Raw genomic sequence first — 22,006 nt, forward strand, 5'->3', positions numbered from 1 at the left:
CGTATAAGCGTATTTGCTGCAAATGGCAAAGGGATTCTGCCGGGTCAACCCAGTGCAGTCAGCTGTGCCAGCTCGGCCTCAGAGATCAGCTGGATGTCGTCGGCAGTCAGGCCCTCGGCCCCCAGCAATTGCGCCACATCCTGACCGTCGATCAGCACATGGGTCAGGTTTTCGTTCTCGGTGTCCTGCTCGATCCGGATATCGGGGTCTTCGGCACCGTCCCAGGACACGAACAGCTTGTCCTGACCTGGCTGGAAATCCATCACCGTCACGACCTCATCCTCGGCTTCGGGGTCGAGGATGATGTCATCGGCATCATCACCGCCGGTGACGATATCTCCGCTGTCGGCCAGAATCGTGTCCTCTCCGGCGCCGCCATTCAGGAAATCGCGGGCCTGTTCGCCCTCGCCATCTTCGCCGGTCAGAATGTCATCGCCGTCCCCGCCGAACAGAACATCCTCACCCGCGCCGCCGCGCAGCGTGTCGTCGCCATAGCCGCCATGCAGCGCGTCATCGCCTGTGCCACCGTCCAGCGTATCGTTGCCCTGCCCGCCATGCAGCGCGTCGTCGCCCGCACCGCCATCCAGCTGATCCGCCCCGAAATGGCCATAGAGCTTATCGTCGCCGTCATCCCCGTTCAGCAGGTCATCGCCGGCCTCGCCGTGAAGAATGTCGTCATCATCCCCGCCCGAGATGGTGTCGGCGCCGTTCCCCCCGTGCAGCACGTCATTGCCAGCACCGCCGTAGATCACGTCATCCGCGCCGAAACCGTTGATCTGATCGACGCCATCCTGGCCGGTCAGGACATCTGCATCCTCGGTTCCGGCAATGATCAGATCGCCCTGGAATTCCGAGATAATGGTGCCGGTGGACGGGGCGGGGTCTTCGGTCTCGGCGGTATCGTCCTCCGAACCGGTCTCATCCGGGGTCGAAGGGTCTTTGGCGCTGTTATCGATCTCGAGGAAATTGCCCTCGGTCACCTCGTCGATCTGGTCTTCGGTGATGTCGTCCTCTTCGGGCTCGTCTTCGGGGACGAAAACGTCGCTCATGGCGTAGGCGGCGCCACCGACGGCGGCCAGTCCAAGCAATCCGACCAAAAACATGGGAACCCTCCGTGAACGCGCTGGCCCAAGGGTAAATGTCTCATGCGATCAGGCACTTGGTCAAAGCCGGACTGATCTTGTGGTTAACCTTTTGTCACCACGCTTCGGGCTGCTGGGTATAGGCAATATAGAGCGGATGTTTCGGGTGCCCGTCCTTGGTCAGCCCCAGATGAAACAGCGGCTGGCCGGTGCCACGCAGCAGGGTTTCGACCGCCGGGCCACGGTCGAGATGCGCGCCATGGGTCCCCCAGGCGGCGATGACCTGATCGGCCCACTCAACACCATCCAGAATCGCGGCGTCATTCTTGGGGCCTACCGGATCAACGGCGGCGCGCATCTTGCGTGGGTCGGTGTCGCGCCAGGCAAAGATGTTGGTGACCTGAAACGCCCCGAACCCCAGCGCCCGCGCGCGGCGTTCGCAGCGTTCCACCGTGGGGTCGTTCTGAACCTCGGTCGCGGTCGACGGGTTCAGCATCACAAACAGCGCCTTGCGCCCGCCCGCGTCCCAGACACGGGTCAGGCTGTAACGATATTTCTCGCAATCGGAATATATGGCGGTCGAGGGCGCGTCGCCCTTGGTATGCGAACGGGTGATCATGTCACTCGCCTAACACGCCGTTCAGGAGACGAACACCCGGCTGGGATGCAATTCGCCGGATTTATAGATGCCTACGGCGACCGCCTTGCCATCCAGCGAGGCCCAGGCCTCGTCGCCATATTCCACGTCCGAGGCCAGCACCATGCCCGGATTGCCGTTGCGCAGGCGGGTGGCGCCTTCGGGGGTGCATTTCAACTCGGGCAGGTCGCCAAGGCCGGTTTCCAGCGGATGCAGGTAGTCGTCCAGAGCGGTGGTCTTGGCCATCTCGTCGATCTGGTCGATGGACAGGCCATCCTCGACCTCGAACGGGCCGGACCAGATGCGGCGCAGTTCCTTGACGTGGCCGTGGCAGCCCAGTGCCTCACCCAGATCGCGCGCGATCGAACGGACATAGCCGCCCTTGCCGCAGGTCATCTCCAGCACGACGTGGTCTTCGTCGGGGCGGTCGACCAGAATCAGTTCTTCTACCCACAAGGGCCGGGCGGCCAGTTCCACGTCCTCGCCATCGCGAGCCAGCTTGTAGGCGCGCTGCCCGTCGATCTTCACGGCCGAGAATTTGGGCGGCACCTGCATGATGTCGCCCAGAAACGGGGTCAGTGCCTGTTTGATATCGTCGTCCGAGGGGCGGGCATCGCTGTCCGCAATCACCTCGCCCTCGGCATCGTCGGTATTGGTGGCCTGACCCAGACGCACAGTAAAGGTATAGGCTTTCAAAGCATCGGTGATATAGGGAACGGTTTTGGTCGCCTCACCCAAGGCCACGGCCAGAACGCCGGTTGCTTCGGGGTCCAGCGTGCCCGCATGGCCCGCTTTCTTGGCGTCCATCGCCCAACGCACCTTGTTGACCACCGCGGTCGAGGTCATGCCCGCAGGCTTGTCCACCACCAGCCAACCGGAAATGTCGCGACCCTTGCGTTTGCGTCCCATGCTTCACCTAGATTCTTGCCGAGGCGCGCGGCCTAGCGGATCACCCTGCCGCTGTCAATTTGTCGGGACGTCTTCGACAACACCCACAATCGGCCCCAGCGAGAACCCAACGTCCGAGCGGTTGCTCGCCCGTTCATACATACGAGAGATATTGCCGTCGAAGAACAGCGCATTCGGCGTGCCAATGACATCGCGAAACAGGCTGCCGAACTCGTGAAAGGTCACGTAATCCTCCGAAATCGCAAACACCGCCCGCATCCCATCCGTGCTGGTGCCCACCCCGTTGCGCACATAGAGCGAGGTCGAATCAGGCAGAAAACGCGGGTGCAGTTCTCCGTCGATCACCAGCATCGGGCCGGATTGGGTGGCAAAACGGCAATCGGGGGCCTGATCGACGTAGTCCAGCGTCTCGAACACGTCCGCCCGACCGTCGCGGATGCAGAACACACCGTTGGGCAGCAGACCGAAATTGCCGGGGCCGGGGTTCGGGATCACCCGCATCTGCTCGTGACCGTCCTCGACATAATGGCCGACGGGCGAGCGGTCGTCGTGATACATGCCGGCATTCATCGCAAAAGCCAGCCGTTTGCCTCCGGGGGCCAGCGCCTCGTTCACCGAGGAGAAATGCCCAAGCAGATCGCCGTTTTCATCGTTCAGGAACAGGCGCAGATCTTCGGATGCGGCGTCCACCTCGCAGATGGTGTAGCGCTTGTCCTCATGGGTCAGCTTTTCACAGGTGACCGCAGAGGCTTGCGCCGCCCAGAGGACCGCGCCCAAAGTGGCCAGTGCGCGGATCACTCGTCCAGATCGCGGCGCACCGCGTCCTGATCGAACATGCGACGGGTGTCGTCCAGACGGTCGAACGTATCATCCAGACGGAACCGCAGATCGGGCGAGAATTTCAGATTCAGCTTCTTGCCGATCACGCGCCGCAGCTCTCCCTTGTTGCGAGCCAGCAGGTCGATAACGTCCTCTTGCCCCTTGCCGCCCAGGGGCAGCACATAGGCGGTGGCGATTTTCAGATCGGGCGAGGTGCGCACCTCACCCACGGTGATTGACATGCGGTTCAGGTCGGGGTCGTGGACATCTCCGCGCGCCAGAACCTCGGACAGGGTGCGGCGGATCAGTTCGCCGACGCGCAGTTGCCGTTGGGACGGGCCGGGGCCATCGTGGAATTTGTTCTTTGCCATACCCCCGATCTAAGCGCAAAGCAGGGCTTTGCCAAGCGGGCGCGAACGGGGTAGGAGGCTTTGAGCCGACTTTATGAAAGGGACCAGCGCAATGACCCATATTCCGGGGATCGTCATCACAGGGGCCTCGGGCCGTATGGGGCAGATGCTGAGCAAAACCGTGACGGACAGCGATCAGGCGCGTCTGGTCGGCGTGGTCGAACGCGCGGGCCATGACTGGATCGGTCAGGACGTGGGCACCGCGATGGGCGGCCCTGCGCTGGGCGTTACGGTCACTGACGATCCGCTTGAGGCATTTGCGCAGGCGCAGGCGGTGATCGACTTCACCGCTCCCGAGGCGACGCTGGAATTTGCCGCTCTGGCGGCGCAGGCACGCTGCGTGCATGTGATCGGCACCACCGGTATGAGCGACGAACAGATCGCGGCGCTGGAACCTGCGTCCCGCCATGCGGTGATCGTACGGGCCGGAAACATGAGCCTTGGCGTCAACCTTCTGGTGCAACTGACCAAAAAGGTCGCCGCCGCGCTGGACGAGGATTTCGACATCGAGGTGATCGAAGGCCACCATCACCACAAGGTCGATGCCCCGTCGGGCACAGCATTGATGCTGGGCGAGGCGGCTGCCGAGGGGCGCGGAGTCAATCTGGCGGATGTGTCCGATCGGGGACGCGACGGCATTACCGGGGCGCGTCAACGCGGCAATATCGGCTTTCACGCCATTCGCGGTGGCGACATCGTGGGTGAACACGACGTCCTGTTCGCCGCGCCCGGCGAACGCATCGTGTTGCGCCATCTGGCCACCGACCGCGCCATCTTTGCCCGTGGCGCGCTGAAAGCTGCGCTGTGGGGGCAGGGTAAGGCGCCGGGTCAGTATGACATGGTGGATGTGCTGGGGTTGTAAAAGCCCCTAGCGGAACGCGGTCAGACCGGGTGGTTCTGTACCTTCTTCTTCGACCTGTGCAAAAAGTGCACCAAGCCGCTGCTCCCAGGTCGGGTATTGGCCTGTAATTGCGTAAACCAAGCGCTCGGCTCCTATGGAAATACCTAAAGGCGCGGCATCTCCAGCTATCACGATTTCGCCAATCTCGGTCCAGTTTGCTGACGGAGGGTAGGTTTTTGGTGCGGGCTCATCAACGTTCCCAACTCGGTAATATACCCCCATAGTCACAACGTAGTCGTCATCAAACGGATCGGGAAAGAAAAAGCCAGAGGCGTCGCGGGCCGCCAGGGCCCCGGCCTCATCGCGCAGCAAGACCTTTTCGGCGAAAGACAGGCCCATGTCATCCAGCACAGGTCGCAGCTCATCGGCTAGCGGAACGCTGACAAAGGCGATGCGGCTTGGGTCCAAGGTGAAGTCATCGATGAGAAGGCGCATCATAAGTTCGGTTGTGGTCTGACCGTCGGCACCTGCGGGATGGCAGCCGACTTCATGGAACAAGGGTAAGACATCCGCGCGGGATTTTTCTTCAACATCGCTCACCCGAGCCAGAGGTTGAATGACGAATGAATTGAACGGCAGAGCCGATTGATCGAAATCGTGTCGCAAACCACCATTGTAGGAAGCATCGCCCGTCAAGATGGGCAGAGCAGCGGATTCGTCAAATCCGAGGGCACCGAATTTCGCTCGGAATCGGGTCAAAGTGCTGCCGAGGTCGGTTTCGAAGTCTTCCCGCTGACCAGCGGCCATTCTCGGTAGCATCGTCCCGACCGTCACTGCGGTTCCCAACTGGACAACTCTGCGCCTGTTAAAATCCATCTGATGCCTCCCGAACTTAACGAACGTGGTTCGAGAGTATCATAGATGTTTCGGACAAGGGTTAAGGGTCTTTGAAAATGCGCCATTCAGGGGATAGCGCGCATTCTCAGAGGTCCCTGATCTTGTCCGCGCGCAGCGGGCATGCGAGGTAGACACCGAATTCCTTGCCGATATCCGCACTAACCCGCGCGTGAACGGCGCCCTGACGGTCGAGGAAGCGTTGGTTATCCTCAACCGGGAAAATCCCCTCATGCCATATGCCGGGATGAATATAGAGCCCGCGCGAGCCGTCGCACCAGAAGGCCACCACCTTGTCCGGCGTCAGGTTGTCGCCGGGCAGGGCGGCGGGGATGATGAAGGGCTTGTTGTCCAGCGGATAGAACAATTGCCCCCCATCGGGGTGGTAGTTCATGTGCCACAGCAGCACCTGATCGCGCGGCGCGGTTTGGCTTTCCGCCCGCGCCTGTTGCGGATCGGTCGACCATCCCAGCACATAGTGGCCGTTCACCGCTTCGTTCCGGCCATAGAGCACATCGCCCTTCCATTCGCCGTGGAACGTACCCTCGACCCAGCCACCTTCGTCGCCGGTGCCCTCGTCGATGGGGCGCCAGCCCTGCTGCGGCCAGCGGGTGATTTCGATCTCGAAGGTTTCGGGGTCATCGACCAGACAACCATAGCCTTTGACCGATGCGTCGGTGGCGCGGATCAGCGGAACCTCGTGCCAGGGCAGCGAGGGTTTTGTGCTGGCCTCAAAGATATATTCCGGCGCGTTCATGAAACCTCCATGTGCCTGTCGACCATACGCTGCACCATCGGTGCGAAATGGGCATAGTCGGGGGTTTCCATGTCGGCGCGCTTGCCGGCCTCGTCCAGATATCGGACCTGAATGATCTCTTTCAGGTTCGGGTTGGCCTCGAATTCGGCCACTTCCTCGGCGCTCATCGGGCCGCCCTGCAGTTCCAGCGTGTGAACCGAGGCGTCGGACAGGCGGTTGAAATACTCGGGCTTGGTGGCACAGAGATAGCGCTTGGCCGCCACATGGTACCGGCAGCAACCGGTGATCACCGACGGGAAGAACTGTTCCAGCACCGCAGCACCCGCATCCTCGTGGTGGCGGTCTTCGGTGTCGTCGGGATGATAGCTGCCGAACTCAGACGTGAAATGGCCGATATCGTGCAGCAGTGCGCCGACGATGATCTCTTCGGGCATCCCGTTCTGCTCGGCGATGGTGGCACCTTGCAGCATGTGTTCGGCCATGGTGACGGGTTCGCCCAGATATTCCTCGCTGCCGCGGCGGGTGAAGATGTCGCCGATGAAAGCGACGATATTGTCCCGGTTCAGGGTCGAAAAATCCGGTTTCATTCCGCCGCCTCCGGTTGTGCCATATCCATTGCCGCCAGTGTCGACAGAAGCCCGTCTTTGTCAGCGTAGCAGCCCTGCAACCAGCGCGAGCCCGCGCCGGAATAGCCCAGCCGCGCATGCAGAACGCGGGTGTTGTCGACGATGAAGCTCTCACCCGGTTCCAGCTTGAACGACACGCCCATGGCCGGGTCATCGATAATCTCGCCCAACTGGCGATAGGCAGCGTAATAGGCCTCCATCCGGTCAAACGGGATATCGACCAACGGCGCGGTCGAGCGGTTGTTGAATCGGATGCCGATCAGCTCGCCATCCGGCGACAGTTCGATCATCGGACGACGCGAGCGCAGGCAGACCCCGTCCGAGCCCTTGTATTCGAACCGCGCCGGAAAGCCCGCCAGCAGGGCAAAGCCCTCGGGGTTCTGGTCGCGCAGTTTCTCGGCGGCGCGGAAACCGTCGACCACGATCGAGTCGCCGCCCTCGGCGCTGTTTTCCAGGCAATACAGGATCTGCAGTGTCGGCACCGGGTCGCGATAGGGGTTGTCGGTATGAGCCTGCAAACCCAGCCCGGTAAAGGCGAGGTTGGTCGGATTCACCTCGGTCCGGACCTCGAAATAGGGGCCATAGTTTGTCTCGCGGACATAGCCGAACAGGTCGGCCAATTTCAGCAGCGATTCCGGCTCGGTCGGGCCGTTTGTCAGCTTGGCAAAGCCGAACTCGGCCACGGCGGCCAGCCAGTCGCGTTTGGCGGCGGGGTTGGCGTGCACCGCGTCCCAATCCGCGCTGGGCGCGTCGATGCCGTTTTCCCATGTGGTGATGCCGGGGGCGATGCGACCGGTTTCTTGCGCTGGGTCGCGATCATAAATGTGATCGGCCAGCCAAGAGGCAGGGAAGGTCACGGTCTTGTCTTCCGGCTGGAAAGTGACGGTCAGATCGCCGTTCAGAACTTCGGTGGCGCTGATCGAAATGTCGGCGGGGATATCGCCGATGGTGATCAGGCGTTGGCCGTTGCCCGGCGCGCGGGTCTCGGGGTCCAGCGCGTTGTCGCGCAGCCAGATGGCGTGGAAGCGGGCCTGGGTGCCGGTGTCAAATTCGACGGTCACGACCGAGGCATCATGGGTGGCGGTGCGTAGCATGGGGTCTCCTGTTCGGCGCGGCTTTGCTTGAGGAAATACGCGCCCCGTGGCATTACGACAATTAATCCTTATTGCTGCTGAGGCTTGGAAAAACTAATGGCTAAGAAAAAGATCGGATTGCCGCCTTTGGATTGGCTGCGCGTATTCGAGGCGGCCGGGCGGTTGGGCGGGTTTTCCGCCGCCGCCAAGGAATTCGGGCTGACCCAGGCGGCGGTCAGCCAGCGGATCGCAAACCTTGAGGCCTGGCTGGGCCGGACATTGTTCGTACGCGAGGCGCGGGGCGTGTCGCTGACCGTCGAAGGAGAAAGCTATCTGCCGCTGGTGCAGGACAGCTTGCAGGCGTTGGAGCGCAACACCGAGGATCTGTTCGGCAAATCCCCGCGTGAACTGCGCGTTGCGGGCCTGTCGTCCCACATCTATGCGCTGGTTCTGCCCTGCCTGCCCGCGTTTCTCAACATGCAGCCCAAGGTGCAGGTCCTGACGGATTCCGTGGCGCGCCGCTCTTCGCTGGATGAGGAAAAGACATGGCTGCAAATCCGCTATGGCCGTGGCGCGTGGTCGGGGCGAGAGGCCGCTTTGATCGCGCGGGAGGTTCTGGTGCCGATGGCCGCGCCGGGGGTCATGTGGGGCGCGCCTCTGGTCGATCAGCGCGGCGAACGGCCGGGTTGGCGCGACTGGGCTGCGGCTGCGGGGATGGATGATCTGCCACCCGCGCGGGTCAGCTTTGATTCAATGGGTCACGCGATTGCGGCGGCGCGGCAGGGGATGGGGGTGGTTCTTGGATCGGTGCCGCTGGCGTCGGGGCATTTGCGCAGCGGGCAGCTATGCACGCTGGATCTGCCGGAGCTGCAAACGCGCGAAGGATACTGGCTGACCTGGCCCGAAGACCGGGTGCGCTCGAAAAAGCAGCGCGCGTTGATTGACGATTTCCTGCAGGCGCTGCGGGGATAAGCGATCAGAAGTCGATCGCGATGCCCTTCTTCTCCCAATCGCCATAGCGGGCCGGGTCGGGACCATCGCGCCCGCCCAGCTCTTTGGGCATTTCCTTTGCCTCAGTCTCGGCCTTTTTGCGGCGCTCTTCGGCCTCGGCCAAGGCGCGTTGGGCGGCAGGGGGCAGGTCTTTGCGGTCGTCGCTCATGACATCGGGTTCCTTTCCGTGCGCGGTCTTGATATACGCCCCCGTCCGCGTTTGGCAATGCGGGCGCGGGTCACATCAAAGGCGGTTCCATGTCCGACAACGCAACAGCGGCGCGACGCAGCGCGATCTACCTGCTGGATCAGATTCTGGGGGAGGGGCGGTTGTTGTCCGAATGTCTGGCCGCAGGTGCGCTGGATCGACTGGACCCCGAAGACCGCGCGCGGGCGCAGCGGCTGACGCTGGAAACCCTGCGCGGCCTCGAACGGGCCGACCGTCTGCTGGACAACCACCTGAATCGGACGCCTGCGCTGACCGTGCACAACGCCCTGCGCCTTGGCGCGGTCGAGCTGTGCCACGGGGAGGCCGCCCATGGTGTGGTCAATTCCATGGTCGAAATCGTGGGCCGCTCGCGCCAGCATGGCCGCCTCAAGGGCCTGGTGAACGCGGTTCTGCGCAAGGTGGCCGCCGAAGGACCGGGCGCGTGGCCCAAGATGCGGGTGCCACGCCTGCCGGAATGGCTGCGCGAGCCTTTGATTATGGCGTGGGGTGCTGAGGCTATCGCAGGCATGGAACAGGCGCATTTCGCAGGTGCGCCGCTGGATATCACCGCAAAGCCGGGGGCGAGCGGCCCCGGAGACGCGCTGCCGACCGGGTCGCTGCGGGTGCGGGATGCGGGGCAGGTCTCGGCCCTGCCGGGATTCACCGCAGGTGACTGGTGGGTGCAGGACGCGGCGGCGGCTTTGCCGGTGCAGGTGCTGGCGCCGAAACCCGGGGAAACCGTGCTGGACCTCTGCGCCGCGCCGGGGGGCAAGACGCTGCAACTGGCCGCAGCCGGGGCCAGGGTCACGGCGCTGGATATCTCGGAAACACGGCTGGAGCGGGTGCGCGAAAACCTTAAACGCACCAGCCTGAAGGCTGATGTCATCGCGGGCGATGCGTTGGAACATCAGGGCCAATACGACGCCATCCTGCTGGATGCGCCATGCTCGGCCACCGGCACCATTCGCCGTCACCCGGATTTGCCTTTTGCCAAGGACGGCTCGGAATTCGGCGGGCTGATCGAGCTGCAGGCCCAGATGCTGGCCCATGCCTGGACCCTGCTGAAACCCGGCGGGCGACTGGTCTATTGCACCTGTTCGCTGCTGCCCGATGAGGGTGAGGTTCAGATCGAAGAGGCTTTGGAGCAGTACCTGGACATGTCGGTGAACCGCGATGCGCTGAACATCGCCGGGGTCAACCCGGGCTGGATCACCGAAGAGGGCGGCCTGCGCCTGCGGCCCGATTATTGGGCGGATCGCGGCGGGATGGACGGGTTCTACATGGCCTGCCTGAACAAATCCGCCTGACACGACGCTTTTCGGTGACTTGACGATCTGTGCGGTCTATCGTTGGGTCTCAAGCGCCAGCAGAGCGCAAGAGGCAGAGTAACGAGCGTCATGTCGAACTCAGATACCATGACCAACCGGTGGGTGCGGTTCCAGAACCGTCTCTATGCGCGGCTCAGCCAGCGGCGCAAGGCGGTCACAGGATTTGTGTCCGAGCCCGAGCCGCGCACCGTCGGATCGTTTGCGCGGGGGCGGCAGCTGGTGGCGGGCAACCTGCTGTTTGCCGGGTATCTGGTCGAGGCAGAAGATACCAACCTGTGGGATGTCACCGCCCCAAGCACCGGATTTGACAATGAACGCCACGGCTTTGCCTGGCTGGACGATCTGGCCGCTGTGGGGGACATGCGGGCGCGGGACAAGGCGCAACGCTGGGTCTGGGGCTGGATTGATGCGCATGGTCGTGGGCAGGGGCCGGGATGGGCGCCGGATCTGACCGGCCGGCGGGTGATGCGCTGGATCAACCACGCGGCGTTCCTGCTGCGTGGAGCGGATGACGTGCAAACCAAACTGTTCTTTCGCGCTTTGGCGCAACAGACATGGTTCCTGTCCAAACGCTGGCACGCCGCCACGCCGGGGCTGCCGCGGTTCGAGGCGCTGGCCGGGCTGGTTCAGGCCGGGCTGGCCCTGAAAGGGCTGGAGCAGATGGCCGATCCGGCCCTGCGCGCGTTGGCGAAGGAATGTGAAAAACAGATCGACGCGCAGGGCGGCATTTCCACCCGCAACCCCGAAGAGCTGCTGGACGTGTTCACCCTGCTGTCCTGGACCTCGGCCGCGCTGGGCGATCTGGGGCGGGGGACACCGGCCGCGCAGGCCGATGCGGTCAAGCGGATGGCGCCCACATTGCGCAGCCTGCGCCATGCCGATGGTGCGCTGGCCCGGTTTCACGGCGGCGGGCGCGGCGTTGAGGGGCGGCTGGATCAGGCGCTGGCCCAAAGCGGGGTTCGACCGCAACACGCGAATGGTTTGGCGATGGGGTTTTCCCGGCTCTATGCGGCGCGGACCAGCGTGATCGTGGATGCCAGCACGCCGCCAAAGGGGACCGCGTCCCTGAATGCCCATGCCTCGACCCTGGCATTTGAACTGACGTCCGGACGGCGGCCATTGATCGTGAATTGCGGCTCGGGGGAAAGTTTCGGATCGGAATGGCGCCGCGCCGGGCGCGCAACGCCGTCGCATTCGACCCTGTGTCTGGATGGCTATTCCAGCGCCCGGCTGACCCCCGCAGGGACCGGCAGCGAAAACGAGGCGCTGGTCGGTGCGCCACAGGACGTTCCGGTGGACTTTGAAGAGGCGTTCGAGGGCACGCGCTTCATGGTCGGGCATGACGGCTATACCAAAACCTTTGGCCTGACCCACGCCCGCACGTTCGAGCTGCGCTTTGACGGGCGCGAACTGACTGGCGAGGATATTCTGCTGACCGCCACCGACAAGGCCAAGCGGCAGTTCGACAAGGCGATGGATGCCTCGGGCCTCAAGGGTATTCGCTATGACATCCGGTTTCATCTGCATCCTGACGTCGATGCAGCCATAGATCTGGGCGGTGCGGCGGTGTCGATGGCGCTCAAAAGCGGCGAGATCTGGGTTTTCCGCCATGACGGTGTTGCAAAATTGGCCGTCGAACCAAGTGTTTATCTCGAAAAAGGCCGATTAAAGCCCCGCGCGACAAAACAGATCGTTCTATCCGGGCGCGCAATGGAGTATGCGACCCGCATCCAGTGGACGTTGAGCAAGGCACAGGATACAGCCTATGCCGTGCGCGACCTGCACCGGGACGAGCCCGAGTTTGACTGACGCCAAAAGGACCTTTGGACCCATGACCGACCTTCACCCCGTGCGCCGCGCGTTGCTTTCCGTATCCGACAAGACCGGATTGATCGAACTGGGACAGGCGCTGTCCGAGCGCGGAGTCGAGCTTTTGTCGACCGGCGGCACCGCAAAGGCGCTGCGCGACGCCGGGCTTGCGGTGAAGGATGTCAGCGAGGTCACCGGCTTCCCCGAAATGATGGACGGCCGCGTGAAAACCCTGCACCCGATGGTGCATGGCGGCCTGCTGGCGTTGCGCGACAACGACACCCACGTCGCCGCGATGACAGAACATGGCATCGGCGCGATCGATCTGTTGGTGGTGAACCTCTATCCGTTCGAGGCAACGGTGGCCAAAGGCGCCGATTACGATGAATGTGTCGAGAATATCGACATCGGAGGCCCGGCGATGATCCGTGCGGCGGCCAAGAACCATGCGTTTGTGAACGTGGTCGTGGATGTCGAGGATTACCAGAAACTGCTGGGCGACATGGATCAGCACAACGGCGCGACCTGCCCGAAATTCCGCCGCAAGCTGGCGCAAAAGGCCTATGCCCGCACCGCCGCCTATGACACCGCCGTGTCCAACTGGCTGGCTGACGCGCTTACGATTGAGGCCCCCAAGCGCCGCGCCTTTGCTGGTGAGTTGAAACAGACCCTGCGCTATGGCGAGAACAGCCACCAGTCGGCGGCCTTCTACACTGACGGCACGGGCCGCCCCGGCGTGGCAACCGCCGTACAGCATCAGGGCAAGGAACTGAGCTATAACAACATCAACGACACCGATGCGGCGTTTGAGCTGGTGGCCGAGTTCGACCCGGCACAAGGCGCTGCCTGTGCCATCATCAAACACGCCAACCCCTGCGGTGTGGCGACAGGTGCGACCCTGCTAGAGGCTTACAAAGCGGCCTTCGACTGTGACCGCACCTCGGCCTTTGGTGGCATCGTGGCGCTGAACCAGCCGCTGGATGCCGAAACCGCGCAGGAGATCACCGGCATCTTCACCGAGGTCGTGATCGCCCCCGGCGCATCGGATGAGGCCAAGGCGATTTTTGCCGCCAAGAAGAACCTGCGCTTGCTGACGACCGAAGGCCTGCCGGACGTGACCGCAGGCGGCAAGACCGTGCGTCAGGTGGCCGGTGGCCTTCTGGTGCAGGACAAGGATAACGGCTTTGTCGGCATGGATGACCTGAAGGTCGTCACCCAGAAGGCCCCGTCTGACGAGCAGATGCGCGATCTGCTGTTTGCGTGGAAAGTGGCAAAACACGTCAAGTCCAACGCCATCGTCTATGTCAAGGACGGCGCGACCGTGGGCGTGGGCGCAGGCCAGATGAGCCGCGTCGACTCGGCCCTGATCGCAGCCAAAAAGGCCGAACGCATGGCCGACGCGCTGGGTCTGGCCCAACCGCTGACCATCGGTTCGGCCGTTGCCTCGGACGCGTTCTTCCCCTTCCCCGACGGTCTGATGGAGGCCGCCGAGGCTGGCGCAACCTGCGTCATCCAGCCCGGTGGCTCGATGCGCGATAACGAGGTGATCGCGGCGGCGGATGAGGCCGGTCTGGCCATGGTCTTCACTGGCATGCGCCACTTCCGTCACTGATGCGCTATCGCCTTCTGCTCTGGGCTGCGCTGGCCGCGTTTGCGATCGACCAGATCAGCAAGTATCTGGTCGTTCACGTCATGCGCGTGGCCGAGGGTGAGATCGACGTTCTGCCGCCCCTGCTGGTGTTCAAATACGGTGAGAATCGGGGCATCAACTTTGGCCTGTTTCAGGGCGATACCGACGCTGCCCGCTGGGTGCTGATCGGTATCTCTTTGGCCATCTCGATCGGCGTGCTGATCTGGCTGATGCGCACCGTGCCGTCCAGGCTGATGCTGTTTTGCGGCGGGTTGCTGATCGGCGGGGCGCTGGCAAATGTGCTGGACAGGGTGATCTATGGCTATGTTCTGGATTTCCTGAACATGTCCTGCTGTGGCATCAACAACCCGTTTGTGTTCAACCTGGCCGATGTGTTCATCTTTGCGGGCGCCATCGGGCTTGTTCTGTTCGAGGGCAAAAAGCCCTCGTGACGCGCCGGGTGATATGCGATAAAAGCGCCTGAAACTGGCTGGAGACTCTGATGCGGTTGCCGCGTACCATATTTGCTGTGACACTGATCCTTGCGGTTGCGGGATGTGCCGATATCGGTTTGCGCCACCTTGAGGCACCGGGGCCGGGGCCGGATGAGTTTTCGGTGATGCCGGTGGAGCCGCTGACACAGCCCAAGGATTATAAGTTCCTGCCCGCGCCCACGCCGGGTGGGACAAACCTGACCGACCCGGATCCGAAAGCGGACGCGATTGTGGCGCTGGGCGGCAGTGAGGCGGCGCTGAATGCCAATGCGGCCATTCCATCCACCGATGCGGCACTGGTGACGGCCTCCAGCCGCTATGGCGTGCCGTCCAACACGCGGCAGGTTGTCGATACCGAAGATGCCGAATTCCGCAGAAAGCAGGGTCGCCTGACCCGTCTGCGCCTGTTCAAGGTGGATCGCTATTCGCAGGTGTATCAACGTCAGGCGCTTGACGCCGATGCACAGAACGAAGCAGCGCGGCGTGCGGGGATCGAGACGCCATCGGCGCCCCCGGCGGATGAATAAATCTTAACTTTCCGTCATCGGCCTTGAACCTGCGCCCCACCACCGTAGTTTGAACACCATTGAACGAAACGGAGGACGCCCCATGGTTCGGGCTCTGGCCTTGTCTGCCGCCCTTGTCGCCGCCACCCCCTTGATTGCCAAAGAGGGGCACGAGGCGGTCACAACCTTCACGCTGGATAACGGCATGGATGTCGTCGTGGTCGAAGATCACCGCGCGCCGGTCGTGCAGCATATGGTCTGGTACCGCGCCGGGTCAGCGGATGAGCCGGTCGGCTCGTCCGGTGTGGCACATTTTCTGGAACATCTGCTGTTCAAGGGCACCGACACGTTGGCTCCGGGTGAGTTTTCGGCCACGGTCGCGGCCAATGGTGGCAATGACAATGCGTTCACGTCCTATGATTACACCGCCTATTACCAACGCGTCGCCGCCGACCGGCTGGAGCTGATGATGCGGATGGAGGCGGACCGGATGCGCAACATCCGCCTGAGCGACGAGGACATCGTCACCGAACGCGACGTGATCCTGGAAGAACGCAACCAGCGCACCGAAAACAGCCCCCGCGCCCTGTTTGGCGAGCAGATGAGTGCGTCGCAGTACCTCAACCATCGCTATGGTGCGCCGATCATCGGCTGGCGGCACGAGATGGAGACGCTGGACATGGCGGACGCGCTGTCCTTCTACCAGACCCACTACGCGCCCAATAACGCCATTCTGGTAGTGACCGGCGATGTGGAGCCCGATGCGGTCAAGGCACTGGCCGAGCAGTATTACGGTGTCATCCCTGCCAATCCGGATCTGCCCGAACGGGTGCGTTCGCAAGAGCCGCCGCAAAACGCCGAACGTCGCCTGACATTCAAGGATGCACGGGTTTCGCAGCCCTATGTGCAGCGCAGCTATCTGGCGCCCGAACGTGATCCGGGTGAGCAGGAGAAAGCCGCGGCGCTGTTCCTGCTGGCCGAGTTGCTGGGCGGCAGCACCACGTCTTACCTGAATGAAAAGCTGCAATTCGAACAGCAAAAGGCCGTCTATGCCGGGGCTTTCTACCGCGGTGTCTCGCTGGATGACACGACCTTTGATCTGCTGGTTGTCCCGGCGCAAGGCGTGTCCTTGCAAGAGGCCGAGGACGCGATGGATCAGGCGGTGGCCGATTTCATCGCCGAGGGTGTGAACGAAGAAGACCTCGACCGGATCAAGATGCAGCTGCGCGCGGCGCAGACCTATGCCCGTGATAATGTGGACGGGATCGGCAATCGCTATGGCCGTGCCCTGACCAGCGGGTTGACGGTCGAGGACGTGCAGGTCTGGCCCGATATCCTTCAGGCTGTGACCGGCGATGAGATCATCGCCGCCGCCCGCGAGGTTCTGCAACCGGAAAGCTCGGTCACCGGCTGGCTGATGAAAGACGATGAGGTGACGCAATGAAACGCATTTTCGCAACCCTGATCGCCTTCGTCATCGCGCTGCCCGCCTGGGCCGAGATCGAGATCGAAGAGGTCACTTCGCCCGGCGGCATCACCGCCTGGCTGGTCGAGGATCACTCGATTCCCTTCACCGCGCTGGAGCTGCGGTTCCGCGGCGGCACCTCGCTGGACGATCCGGGCAAGCGCGGCGCCACATATCTGATGAGCGGCCTGATCGAGGAAGGCGCGGGCGACATGGATGCGCGCACCTATGCGCGCGAACTGGAATCGCTGGCGGCCTCGTTCAGCTACAACGCGTCTGATGACTCGGTATCGATTTCGGCGCAGTTCCTGACCGAGAACCGGGATGAGGTGATCGACCTGCTGCGCACGACCATTCACGAACCGCGCTTTGACGAGGACGCGGTCGAACGGGTCAAGGCGCAGGTTCTGTCCGGGTTGCGGTCCGATCAGACCGATCCCAATGACATAGCCAGCCTCAATTTCGCGGCGATGGCCTATGGTGACCATCCCTATGGCACCGAGGGCAAGGGCACGATCGAAAGCGTCGGTGCGCTGACCCGCGATGATGTCGTGGCCGCTTATGACAATGTTCTTGCCAGGGATCGGCTTTATGTCGGCGCCGTGGGCGATATCACACCCGAAGAACTGGGCGCGTTGCTGGACAGGCTGCTGGCCGATCTGCCCGAAACCGGCAAGCCCATTCCGGATCGTGCTGATGTGGAAATCCCCGGCGGGGTCAGCGTGGTTGAATTCGACACGCCGCAATCGGTGGCCCTGTTCGGCCATGCGGGCATCGACCGGCATGATCCCGATTTCTTTGCTGCCTTTGTGATGAACCACATTCTTGGCGGTGGAGGGTTCGAAAGCCGCCTGATGCAGGAAGTGCGCGAAAAACGCGGCCTGACCTATGGTGTGGCGACCTATCTGGTGCCCAAGGATCTGGCCTCGGTCTATCTGGGCTCAGTGTCCTCGGGCAATGACCGCATCGCCGAAGCGGTCGAGGTGATCCGCAATGAATGGGCCCGGGCCGCGTCCGAGGGCGTGACGCAGAAAGAACTGGATGATGCCAAGACCTATCTGACCGGGGCCTACCCGCTGCGGTTTGATGGCAATGGGCAGATCGCCGGGATCATGGTCGGGATGCAGATGGATGATCTGCCCATCGACTATATCACCACCCGCAACGACAAGGTGAATGCGGTAACACTGGAAGACGTGAACCGCGTTGCCAGTGAACTGCTCGACCCCGAAGGGCTGCATTTCACCGTTGTCGGGAAACCCGAAGGGCTGGAAACCACGAATTGATGAAAAGGGGGCTGAGCGCGCCTCAGCCCTTTTTCCCCGCTGCGCTGCGCAGCATCTGCCCCATCATCTGGCCGAACTTGCCCGAGCCACGCTGATACAGCGCCCCGTCCACGGCCATGACGGTGCCGCTGATATAGCTGGCCAGATCGGAACTGAGAAACAGGCAGGCATTGGCCACATCCTGCGGCTGCCCCCAACGACCCAAAGGTACATCGCGGCGCAGTTCTTCATGGGCGTTTTCGGTGGGGGCCAGACGTTTCGCGCCCTCGGTGCCTTCGATAAAGCCGGGTACGACCGAGTTCACGCGGATGCCTTCGACCCCCCATTCCATCGACAGGGTGCGGGTGATCTGATCGACGCCCGCCTTGGCGGCGCAGACATGGGCCTGGCCCTCGTAGGGCAGGTAGGATTGCGGCGCCGAGATGTTGATGATGCTGGCACCGGGGCGTTTGAGATAGGGGTAGGCCCCTTTCATCACGTGGACCGTGCCCATCAGGTCGATGTCGATCACGGTCTTGAAGGCATTGACCGACATCTCGGCCGTTAGGGCGGGGAAATTGCCTGCCGCGCCTGACACCAACACGTCGAAGTCGCCGAACGCATCGTGGAACTGTTTCAGGCCTGCCGCGACGGCCTCGGGGTCACGCACGTCGAACGCTGTGCCTATGGCCTCGGCCGCGCCCGCCGCTTTCAGTGCGGCGACGGTGTCGTCCACCTTGTCCTGCGACCGGCTGGCGACGGCCAGCCTGGCGCCCGAGGCCGCAAAGGCCTCGGCAATGCCCCGATTGATACCGCTGGTGCCACCAATGACGATGACGGCTTTGTTTGCAAAATCCATGTAGGCCTCCCGTGATGCGGGAGCCCTACTCGCCGTAGGGCACCCAGATGTTTTTCACTTCGGTCGCAGCCTGCAGGAAGCGGCGGGAATGGTCCACGCCCCAATCAAATGCCGTCGCGTTATTGACCCAGGTCCGTTTCAGGTTCCCGGCCGAGACGACCTCGATCTCTTTCGACAGGTCGGTGGACGAGAACGACCAGACCGCATCGACGTTCAGATGCGAGGCCAGCGGTTTCGCCAGCTCCGCGTGGCTGCCAGTCAGGATGTTGACCACACCGGCAGGCACGTCCGAGGTTTCCAGGATCTGGTAGAAATCCGTCGCTGCCAGTGGGTAGGGCTCGCTTGCCGCCAGCACCACCCGGTTGCCCACCGCAATCGCCGGAGCCATGGCCGAGACCAGACCCAGCAGGGGCGCCTCATCCGCGCAGAGCGCGCCGATCACACCGACCGGCTCCTTCATCGCAATCGCCACGCCCCGGATCGGAACGCCGTGCACCTGACCATCATACTTGTCAGCCCAGGCAGCGGCAGTGAACAGGCGCTGGATCGAGGCTTCGACCTCTTTTGCGCCGTCCTTCTTGCCGGTCATGGCGTCGATACGGGCGGCGAACTCGTCAGCACGGGCCGAGAAGTTCTCGCCGATGTAGTACAAGATTTGGGCGCGCAGATGGCCGGTGGTCTTGGACCAGCCTTTGGCGCCCGCCGCGGCCTCAACCGCGTTGCGCACATCCTTGCGGTTCGCCAGACCCACGTGGCCCAGCAGGCCGGATTTGCCCCAGACCGGCTTCGAATAGCCGCTGTCGGGCCGCGCCTGTTTGCCACCGACATACATCTTGGCGGTGCGGTCGATGGGGTCGACCGGAGCCCCTTCGCCCAAGGCCGCCTCGACCTTTGCCAGCGGTTTGGCCTTGCCTTTGGGCTTAGTGTAGGCGCTCAGACCTTCCCAGCCGCCTTCACGACCAAAGCCGCTTTCGCGCACCCCGCCGAACCCGGCGGCGGCGTCGAACAGGTTGGTGGCGTTGACCCAGACAACGCCCGCAACCAGCTTGGGTGCGATATCCAGTGCGAGGTTCACATTCTCGGTCCACACGGTCGCGGCCAGCCCGTAGCGGGTGTTGTTGGCCAGTTCCACGGCCTCTTCCGGGGTGCGGAAGGTCGAGGACACCAGAACCGGGCCAAAGATTTCTTCTTGCATCAACGGGTCCGAGGTTTCGAGCCCCGAGATCAGCGTCGGCGGGTAATAGCAGCCGTTCTCGGGCAGCGCACAGGCCGCCTGATGCACGTGGCCGGCGGTGTTGCTTTCGACCATACTCTTGATGGTTTGCAGCTGAACCGGGTCCACAACCGCGCCCACGTCGACACACTTGTCCAGCGGGTTGCCGACACGCAGTTTGTCCATCCGCGCGCGCAGCTTGTCATGGAACCGGTCGGCGATACCTTCCTGCACCAACAGGCGCGAGCCTGCGCAGCAGACCTGACCCTGATTGAACCAGATCGCATCGACCAGACCTTCGATAGCTGAATCAATATCGGCATCGTCAAAGACGATACAGGCGGACTTGCCCCCCAGCTCCAAGGTCAGTTCCTTACCGGAACCAGCGGTCGCCTCACGGATACGGCGCCCCACGACGGTTGAGCCGGTAAAGGCGATCTTGTCGACATCCGAGGCCACGATCATCTCACCTACAGCACCGTCACCTGTGACGATGTTGACCACGCCCTTGGGCAGCCCGGCCTGCGAGCAGATATCAGCGAACAACAGCGCGGTCAGCGAGGTGTACTCGGCCGGTTTCAGAACAACGGTGTTGCCCATCGCGATTGCTGGCGCGATCTTCCACGCCAGCATCAGCAGAGGAAAATTCCACGGGATGATCTGGCCACAAACACCCAGTGCCTCGGCGTCAGGCAGCTCACTTTCCATCAGTTGCGCCATGCCCGCGTGGTAATAGAAGTGCCGCTGCGCCAGAGGAATATCGATGTCGCGCGATTCACGGATCGGCTTGCCGTTATCCAGGCTCTCCAGCACCGCGAACAGCCGCGCGTGTTTCTGCAGCAGCCGCGCCAGCGCATAAAGATACCGCGCACGGGCTGCGCCGCCCAGCTTCTCCCACTTGGGCTGGGCCTTGCGGGCGGCGGCGACAGCGGCGTCCACGTCGGTCTGTCTTGCCTGCGTCAGTTTGGCCAGAACCTCACCGGTCGCCGGGTTGCGGCTGTCGAACCCTTTGCCGGGCTTGGTGAAGGCACCATCAATATAGTGACCGAACTTATCACCCTGATCGACCAGCCAGGCCAGCGCCTCGGCTGCGCTTTCGGGGGCGGGGCCGTAATCCATGGTTTCGAAGATTTCTTTAACTGTCATTGTTCTGCCCTCAGCCCATGGAGTGACGGTAACCAGCGGAATACGCACCCGTCACATAGTGTTCCAACTGCCGTTCAATATCGCCCAGCAGCGACGACGCGCCAAAGCGGAACAGATCCGGCTCCAGCCAGCGGTCGCCCAACTCATCCTTGATCAGCGACAGGTAGACCAGCGCGTCCTTGGCCTTGGAAATCCCGCCTGCAGGCTTATAGCCGACGCGATATCCGGTGCGGTCATGATAGTCGCGGATCGCGCGGATCATCACCAGCGACACCGGCAGGGTGGCGTTGACGCTTTCCTTGCCGGTCGAGGTCTTGATGAAATCCGCCCCCGCCATCATGCAAACCAGCGAGGCGCGGGCGACATTACGCAGGCTGCCCAGCTCTCCGGTCGCCAGAATGGCTTTGACATGGGCATCGCCACAGGCGGCGCGGAACGCCTTCATCTCGTCATACAGCGCCTGCCAGTCCCCCGACAGGACATGACGGCGCGAGATGACGATGTCGATCTCTTCGGCCCCGGCCTTCACGCTTTCCTCGATCTCGGCCACGCGCAGGTGAAACGGCGACAGGCCCGCCGGAAACCCGGTGGACACGGCAGCAACCGGAATGCCGGTGCCCTTCAGCGCCGCAACGGCGGTCTCGATCATGTCGTGATACACACACACCGCGCCGGTGGTGATCGGCGGCATGTCCATCGCCTGCAGCAACGCGGGCGAGACCGGCTGGCGCGCCTTGGCGCACAGGCGGCGCACGCGGCCCACGGTATCGTCGCCTGCCAGCGTGGTCAGGTCGATCATGGTGACCGCTTTCAGCAACCACGCGGCCTGATAGTCTTTCTTCACCGAGCGCCGACCGGGCAGGGTCGCCGCGCGGCGTTCAATGGCCGAGGTGTTGGCCTGCACGGCGCGCACCCAGTCCAGATCAAGGTCCATACCGGGGTTTCTGGGCTCGGTCACCTGCGGCAGATGCGCGGTGCGCACGGGGCTGTCTGAGCTCTGCGTATCCATCATCACGTCCTTTGGGAGGTTTGCGCCAAAATCGCA

22 protein-coding genes are annotated in these 22,006 nt (G+C 62.9%); 9 read left to right on the forward strand and 13 right to left on the reverse strand.

Annotated elements, in window-relative coordinates:
• Positions 1–44: 44 nt before the first annotated feature.
• The 5 genes from ACOQFT_RS11090 to rbfA all read right to left on the reverse strand — a co-directional run bounded on the left by ACOQFT_RS11090 (position 45) and on the right by rbfA (position 3,818).
• Positions 45–1,103, reverse strand: coding sequence for a calcium-binding protein (locus tag ACOQFT_RS11090; protein ID WP_421597983.1), 1,059 nt, complete (start codon positions 1,101–1,103; stop codon positions 45–47).
• A 94-nt stretch (positions 1,104–1,197) separates the two neighbouring features.
• Entirely contained in the window at positions 1,198–1,701 is a 504-nt protein-coding gene (locus ACOQFT_RS11095) for a DUF1643 domain-containing protein (protein WP_421597984.1), read from the reverse strand.
• Positions 1,702–1,722: 21 nt separating this feature from the next.
• Positions 1,723–2,628 carry a tRNA pseudouridine(55) synthase TruB gene (gene truB, locus ACOQFT_RS11100; RefSeq protein WP_421597985.1) on the reverse strand — a complete coding sequence of 302 codons (906 nt, stop codon included), beginning with the start codon at positions 2,626–2,628 and terminating at the stop codon, positions 1,723–1,725.
• A 54-nt stretch (positions 2,629–2,682) separates the two neighbouring features.
• Positions 2,683–3,426, reverse strand: coding sequence for a phosphodiester glycosidase family protein (locus tag ACOQFT_RS11105; protein ID WP_421597986.1), 744 nt, complete (start codon positions 3,424–3,426; stop codon positions 2,683–2,685).
• Positions 3,423–3,818 carry a 30S ribosome-binding factor RbfA gene (gene rbfA / locus ACOQFT_RS11110; protein ID WP_421597987.1) on the reverse strand — a complete coding sequence of 132 codons (396 nt, stop codon included), beginning with the start codon at positions 3,816–3,818 and terminating at the stop codon, positions 3,423–3,425. Before rbfA ends, ACOQFT_RS11105 begins: the two co-directional genes overlap by 4 nt.
• 91 nt (positions 3,819–3,909) lie before the next feature.
• Between rbfA and dapB the strand changes: the two genes are divergently transcribed.
• The gene (dapB, locus tag ACOQFT_RS11115) at positions 3,910–4,719 is read left to right on the forward strand and encodes a 4-hydroxy-tetrahydrodipicolinate reductase (protein WP_421597988.1); all 810 of its coding nucleotides are present in this window, start codon (positions 3,910–3,912) and stop codon (positions 4,717–4,719) included.
• Between the two features lie 6 nt (positions 4,720–4,725).
• Here the strand turns inward: dapB and ACOQFT_RS11120 are convergent, their stop codons facing one another.
• The 4 genes from ACOQFT_RS11120 to tmpA form a co-directional block, all read right to left on the reverse strand.
• Positions 4,726–5,574: a hypothetical protein gene (locus ACOQFT_RS11120; RefSeq protein ID WP_421597989.1), complete on the reverse strand. Its 849-nt coding sequence runs from the start codon at positions 5,572–5,574 to the stop codon at positions 4,726–4,728.
• A 106-nt stretch (positions 5,575–5,680) separates the two neighbouring features.
• Positions 5,681–6,349 carry an ureidoglycolate lyase gene (locus ACOQFT_RS11125; protein ID WP_421597990.1) on the reverse strand — a complete coding sequence of 223 codons (669 nt, stop codon included), beginning with the start codon at positions 6,347–6,349 and terminating at the stop codon, positions 5,681–5,683.
• Positions 6,346–6,936, reverse strand: a complete 591-nt coding sequence (gene tmpB / locus ACOQFT_RS11130; protein ID WP_421597991.1) for a (R)-1-hydroxy-2-trimethylaminoethylphosphonate oxygenase — start codon at positions 6,934–6,936, stop codon at positions 6,346–6,348. The genes ACOQFT_RS11125 and tmpB overlap by 4 nt, the downstream gene beginning before the upstream one ends.
• A complete protein-coding gene (gene tmpA, locus ACOQFT_RS11135) occupies positions 6,933–8,069 on the reverse strand; it encodes a 2-trimethylaminoethylphosphonate dioxygenase (protein WP_421597992.1) in 1,137 nt (378 codons plus the stop codon). Before tmpA ends, tmpB begins: the two co-directional genes overlap by 4 nt.
• Positions 8,070–8,165: 96 nt before the next feature.
• Here tmpA and ACOQFT_RS11140 point away from each other — a divergent pair, with 96 nt between their 5' ends.
• Complete coding sequence (locus ACOQFT_RS11140) at positions 8,166–9,020, forward strand: LysR family transcriptional regulator (RefSeq protein WP_421597993.1); 855 nt, start codon at positions 8,166–8,168, stop codon at positions 9,018–9,020.
• 4 nt (positions 9,021–9,024) lie between these two features.
• On the opposite strand, the gene ACOQFT_RS11145 is transcribed toward ACOQFT_RS11140, so the two are convergent.
• The gene (locus ACOQFT_RS11145; protein WP_421597994.1) at positions 9,025–9,207 is read right to left on the reverse strand and encodes a DUF1674 domain-containing protein; all 183 of its coding nucleotides are present in this window, start codon (positions 9,205–9,207) and stop codon (positions 9,025–9,027) included.
• Positions 9,208–9,296: 89 nt separating this feature from the next.
• Between ACOQFT_RS11145 and ACOQFT_RS11150 the strand changes: the two genes are divergently transcribed.
• The 7 genes from ACOQFT_RS11150 to ACOQFT_RS11180 all read left to right on the forward strand — a co-directional run bounded on the left by ACOQFT_RS11150 (position 9,297) and on the right by ACOQFT_RS11180 (position 17,764).
• Positions 9,297–10,553, forward strand: a complete 1,257-nt coding sequence (locus ACOQFT_RS11150) for an RsmB/NOP family class I SAM-dependent RNA methyltransferase (protein ID WP_421597995.1) — start codon at positions 9,297–9,299, stop codon at positions 10,551–10,553.
• A 90-nt stretch (positions 10,554–10,643) separates the two neighbouring features.
• On the forward strand, positions 10,644–12,383 hold the full coding sequence (locus ACOQFT_RS11155) for a heparinase II/III family protein (protein ID WP_421597996.1): 1,740 nt from the start codon (positions 10,644–10,646) through the stop codon (positions 12,381–12,383).
• A gap of 22 nt (positions 12,384–12,405) precedes the next feature.
• Entirely contained in the window at positions 12,406–13,995 is a 1,590-nt protein-coding gene (purH, locus tag ACOQFT_RS11160) for a bifunctional phosphoribosylaminoimidazolecarboxamide formyltransferase/IMP cyclohydrolase (protein WP_421597997.1), read from the forward strand.
• The gene (gene lspA / locus ACOQFT_RS11165) at positions 13,995–14,465 is read left to right on the forward strand and encodes a signal peptidase II (protein ID WP_421597998.1); all 471 of its coding nucleotides are present in this window, start codon (positions 13,995–13,997) and stop codon (positions 14,463–14,465) included. The genes purH and lspA overlap by 1 nt, the downstream gene beginning before the upstream one ends.
• 50 nt (positions 14,466–14,515) lie before the next feature.
• The gene (locus ACOQFT_RS11170; protein WP_421597999.1) at positions 14,516–15,034 is read left to right on the forward strand and encodes a DUF3035 domain-containing protein; all 519 of its coding nucleotides are present in this window, start codon (positions 14,516–14,518) and stop codon (positions 15,032–15,034) included.
• An 82-nt stretch (positions 15,035–15,116) separates the two neighbouring features.
• Complete coding sequence (locus ACOQFT_RS11175) at positions 15,117–16,457, forward strand: M16 family metallopeptidase (protein ID WP_421598000.1); 1,341 nt, start codon at positions 15,117–15,119, stop codon at positions 16,455–16,457.
• Entirely contained in the window at positions 16,454–17,764 is a 1,311-nt protein-coding gene (locus ACOQFT_RS11180; RefSeq protein WP_421598001.1) for a M16 family metallopeptidase, read from the forward strand. Before ACOQFT_RS11175 ends, ACOQFT_RS11180 begins: the two co-directional genes overlap by 4 nt.
• A 22-nt stretch (positions 17,765–17,786) precedes the next feature.
• Here the strand turns inward: ACOQFT_RS11180 and ACOQFT_RS11185 are convergent, their stop codons facing one another.
• Genes ACOQFT_RS11185 through deoC form a run of 3 tightly spaced genes read right to left on the reverse strand, consistent with a single transcriptional unit; the run spans position 17,787 to position 21,970 of the window.
• Positions 17,787–18,602: an SDR family oxidoreductase gene (locus ACOQFT_RS11185; protein ID WP_421598002.1), complete on the reverse strand. Its 816-nt coding sequence runs from the start codon at positions 18,600–18,602 to the stop codon at positions 17,787–17,789.
• Positions 18,603–18,627: 25 nt separating this feature from the next.
• Complete coding sequence (locus ACOQFT_RS11190; protein WP_421598003.1) at positions 18,628–20,961, reverse strand: aldehyde dehydrogenase family protein; 2,334 nt, start codon at positions 20,959–20,961, stop codon at positions 18,628–18,630.
• 10 nt (positions 20,962–20,971) lie between these two features.
• Entirely contained in the window at positions 20,972–21,970 is a 999-nt protein-coding gene (gene deoC, locus ACOQFT_RS11195) for a deoxyribose-phosphate aldolase (protein WP_421598004.1), read from the reverse strand.
• Positions 21,971–22,006: the final 36 nt, after the last annotated feature.

Source organism: Ruegeria sp. MALMAid1280, from assembly GCF_049195285.1.
In the GTDB taxonomy this organism is placed as follows: Bacteria; Pseudomonadota; Alphaproteobacteria; order Rhodobacterales; family Rhodobacteraceae; genus Ruegeria.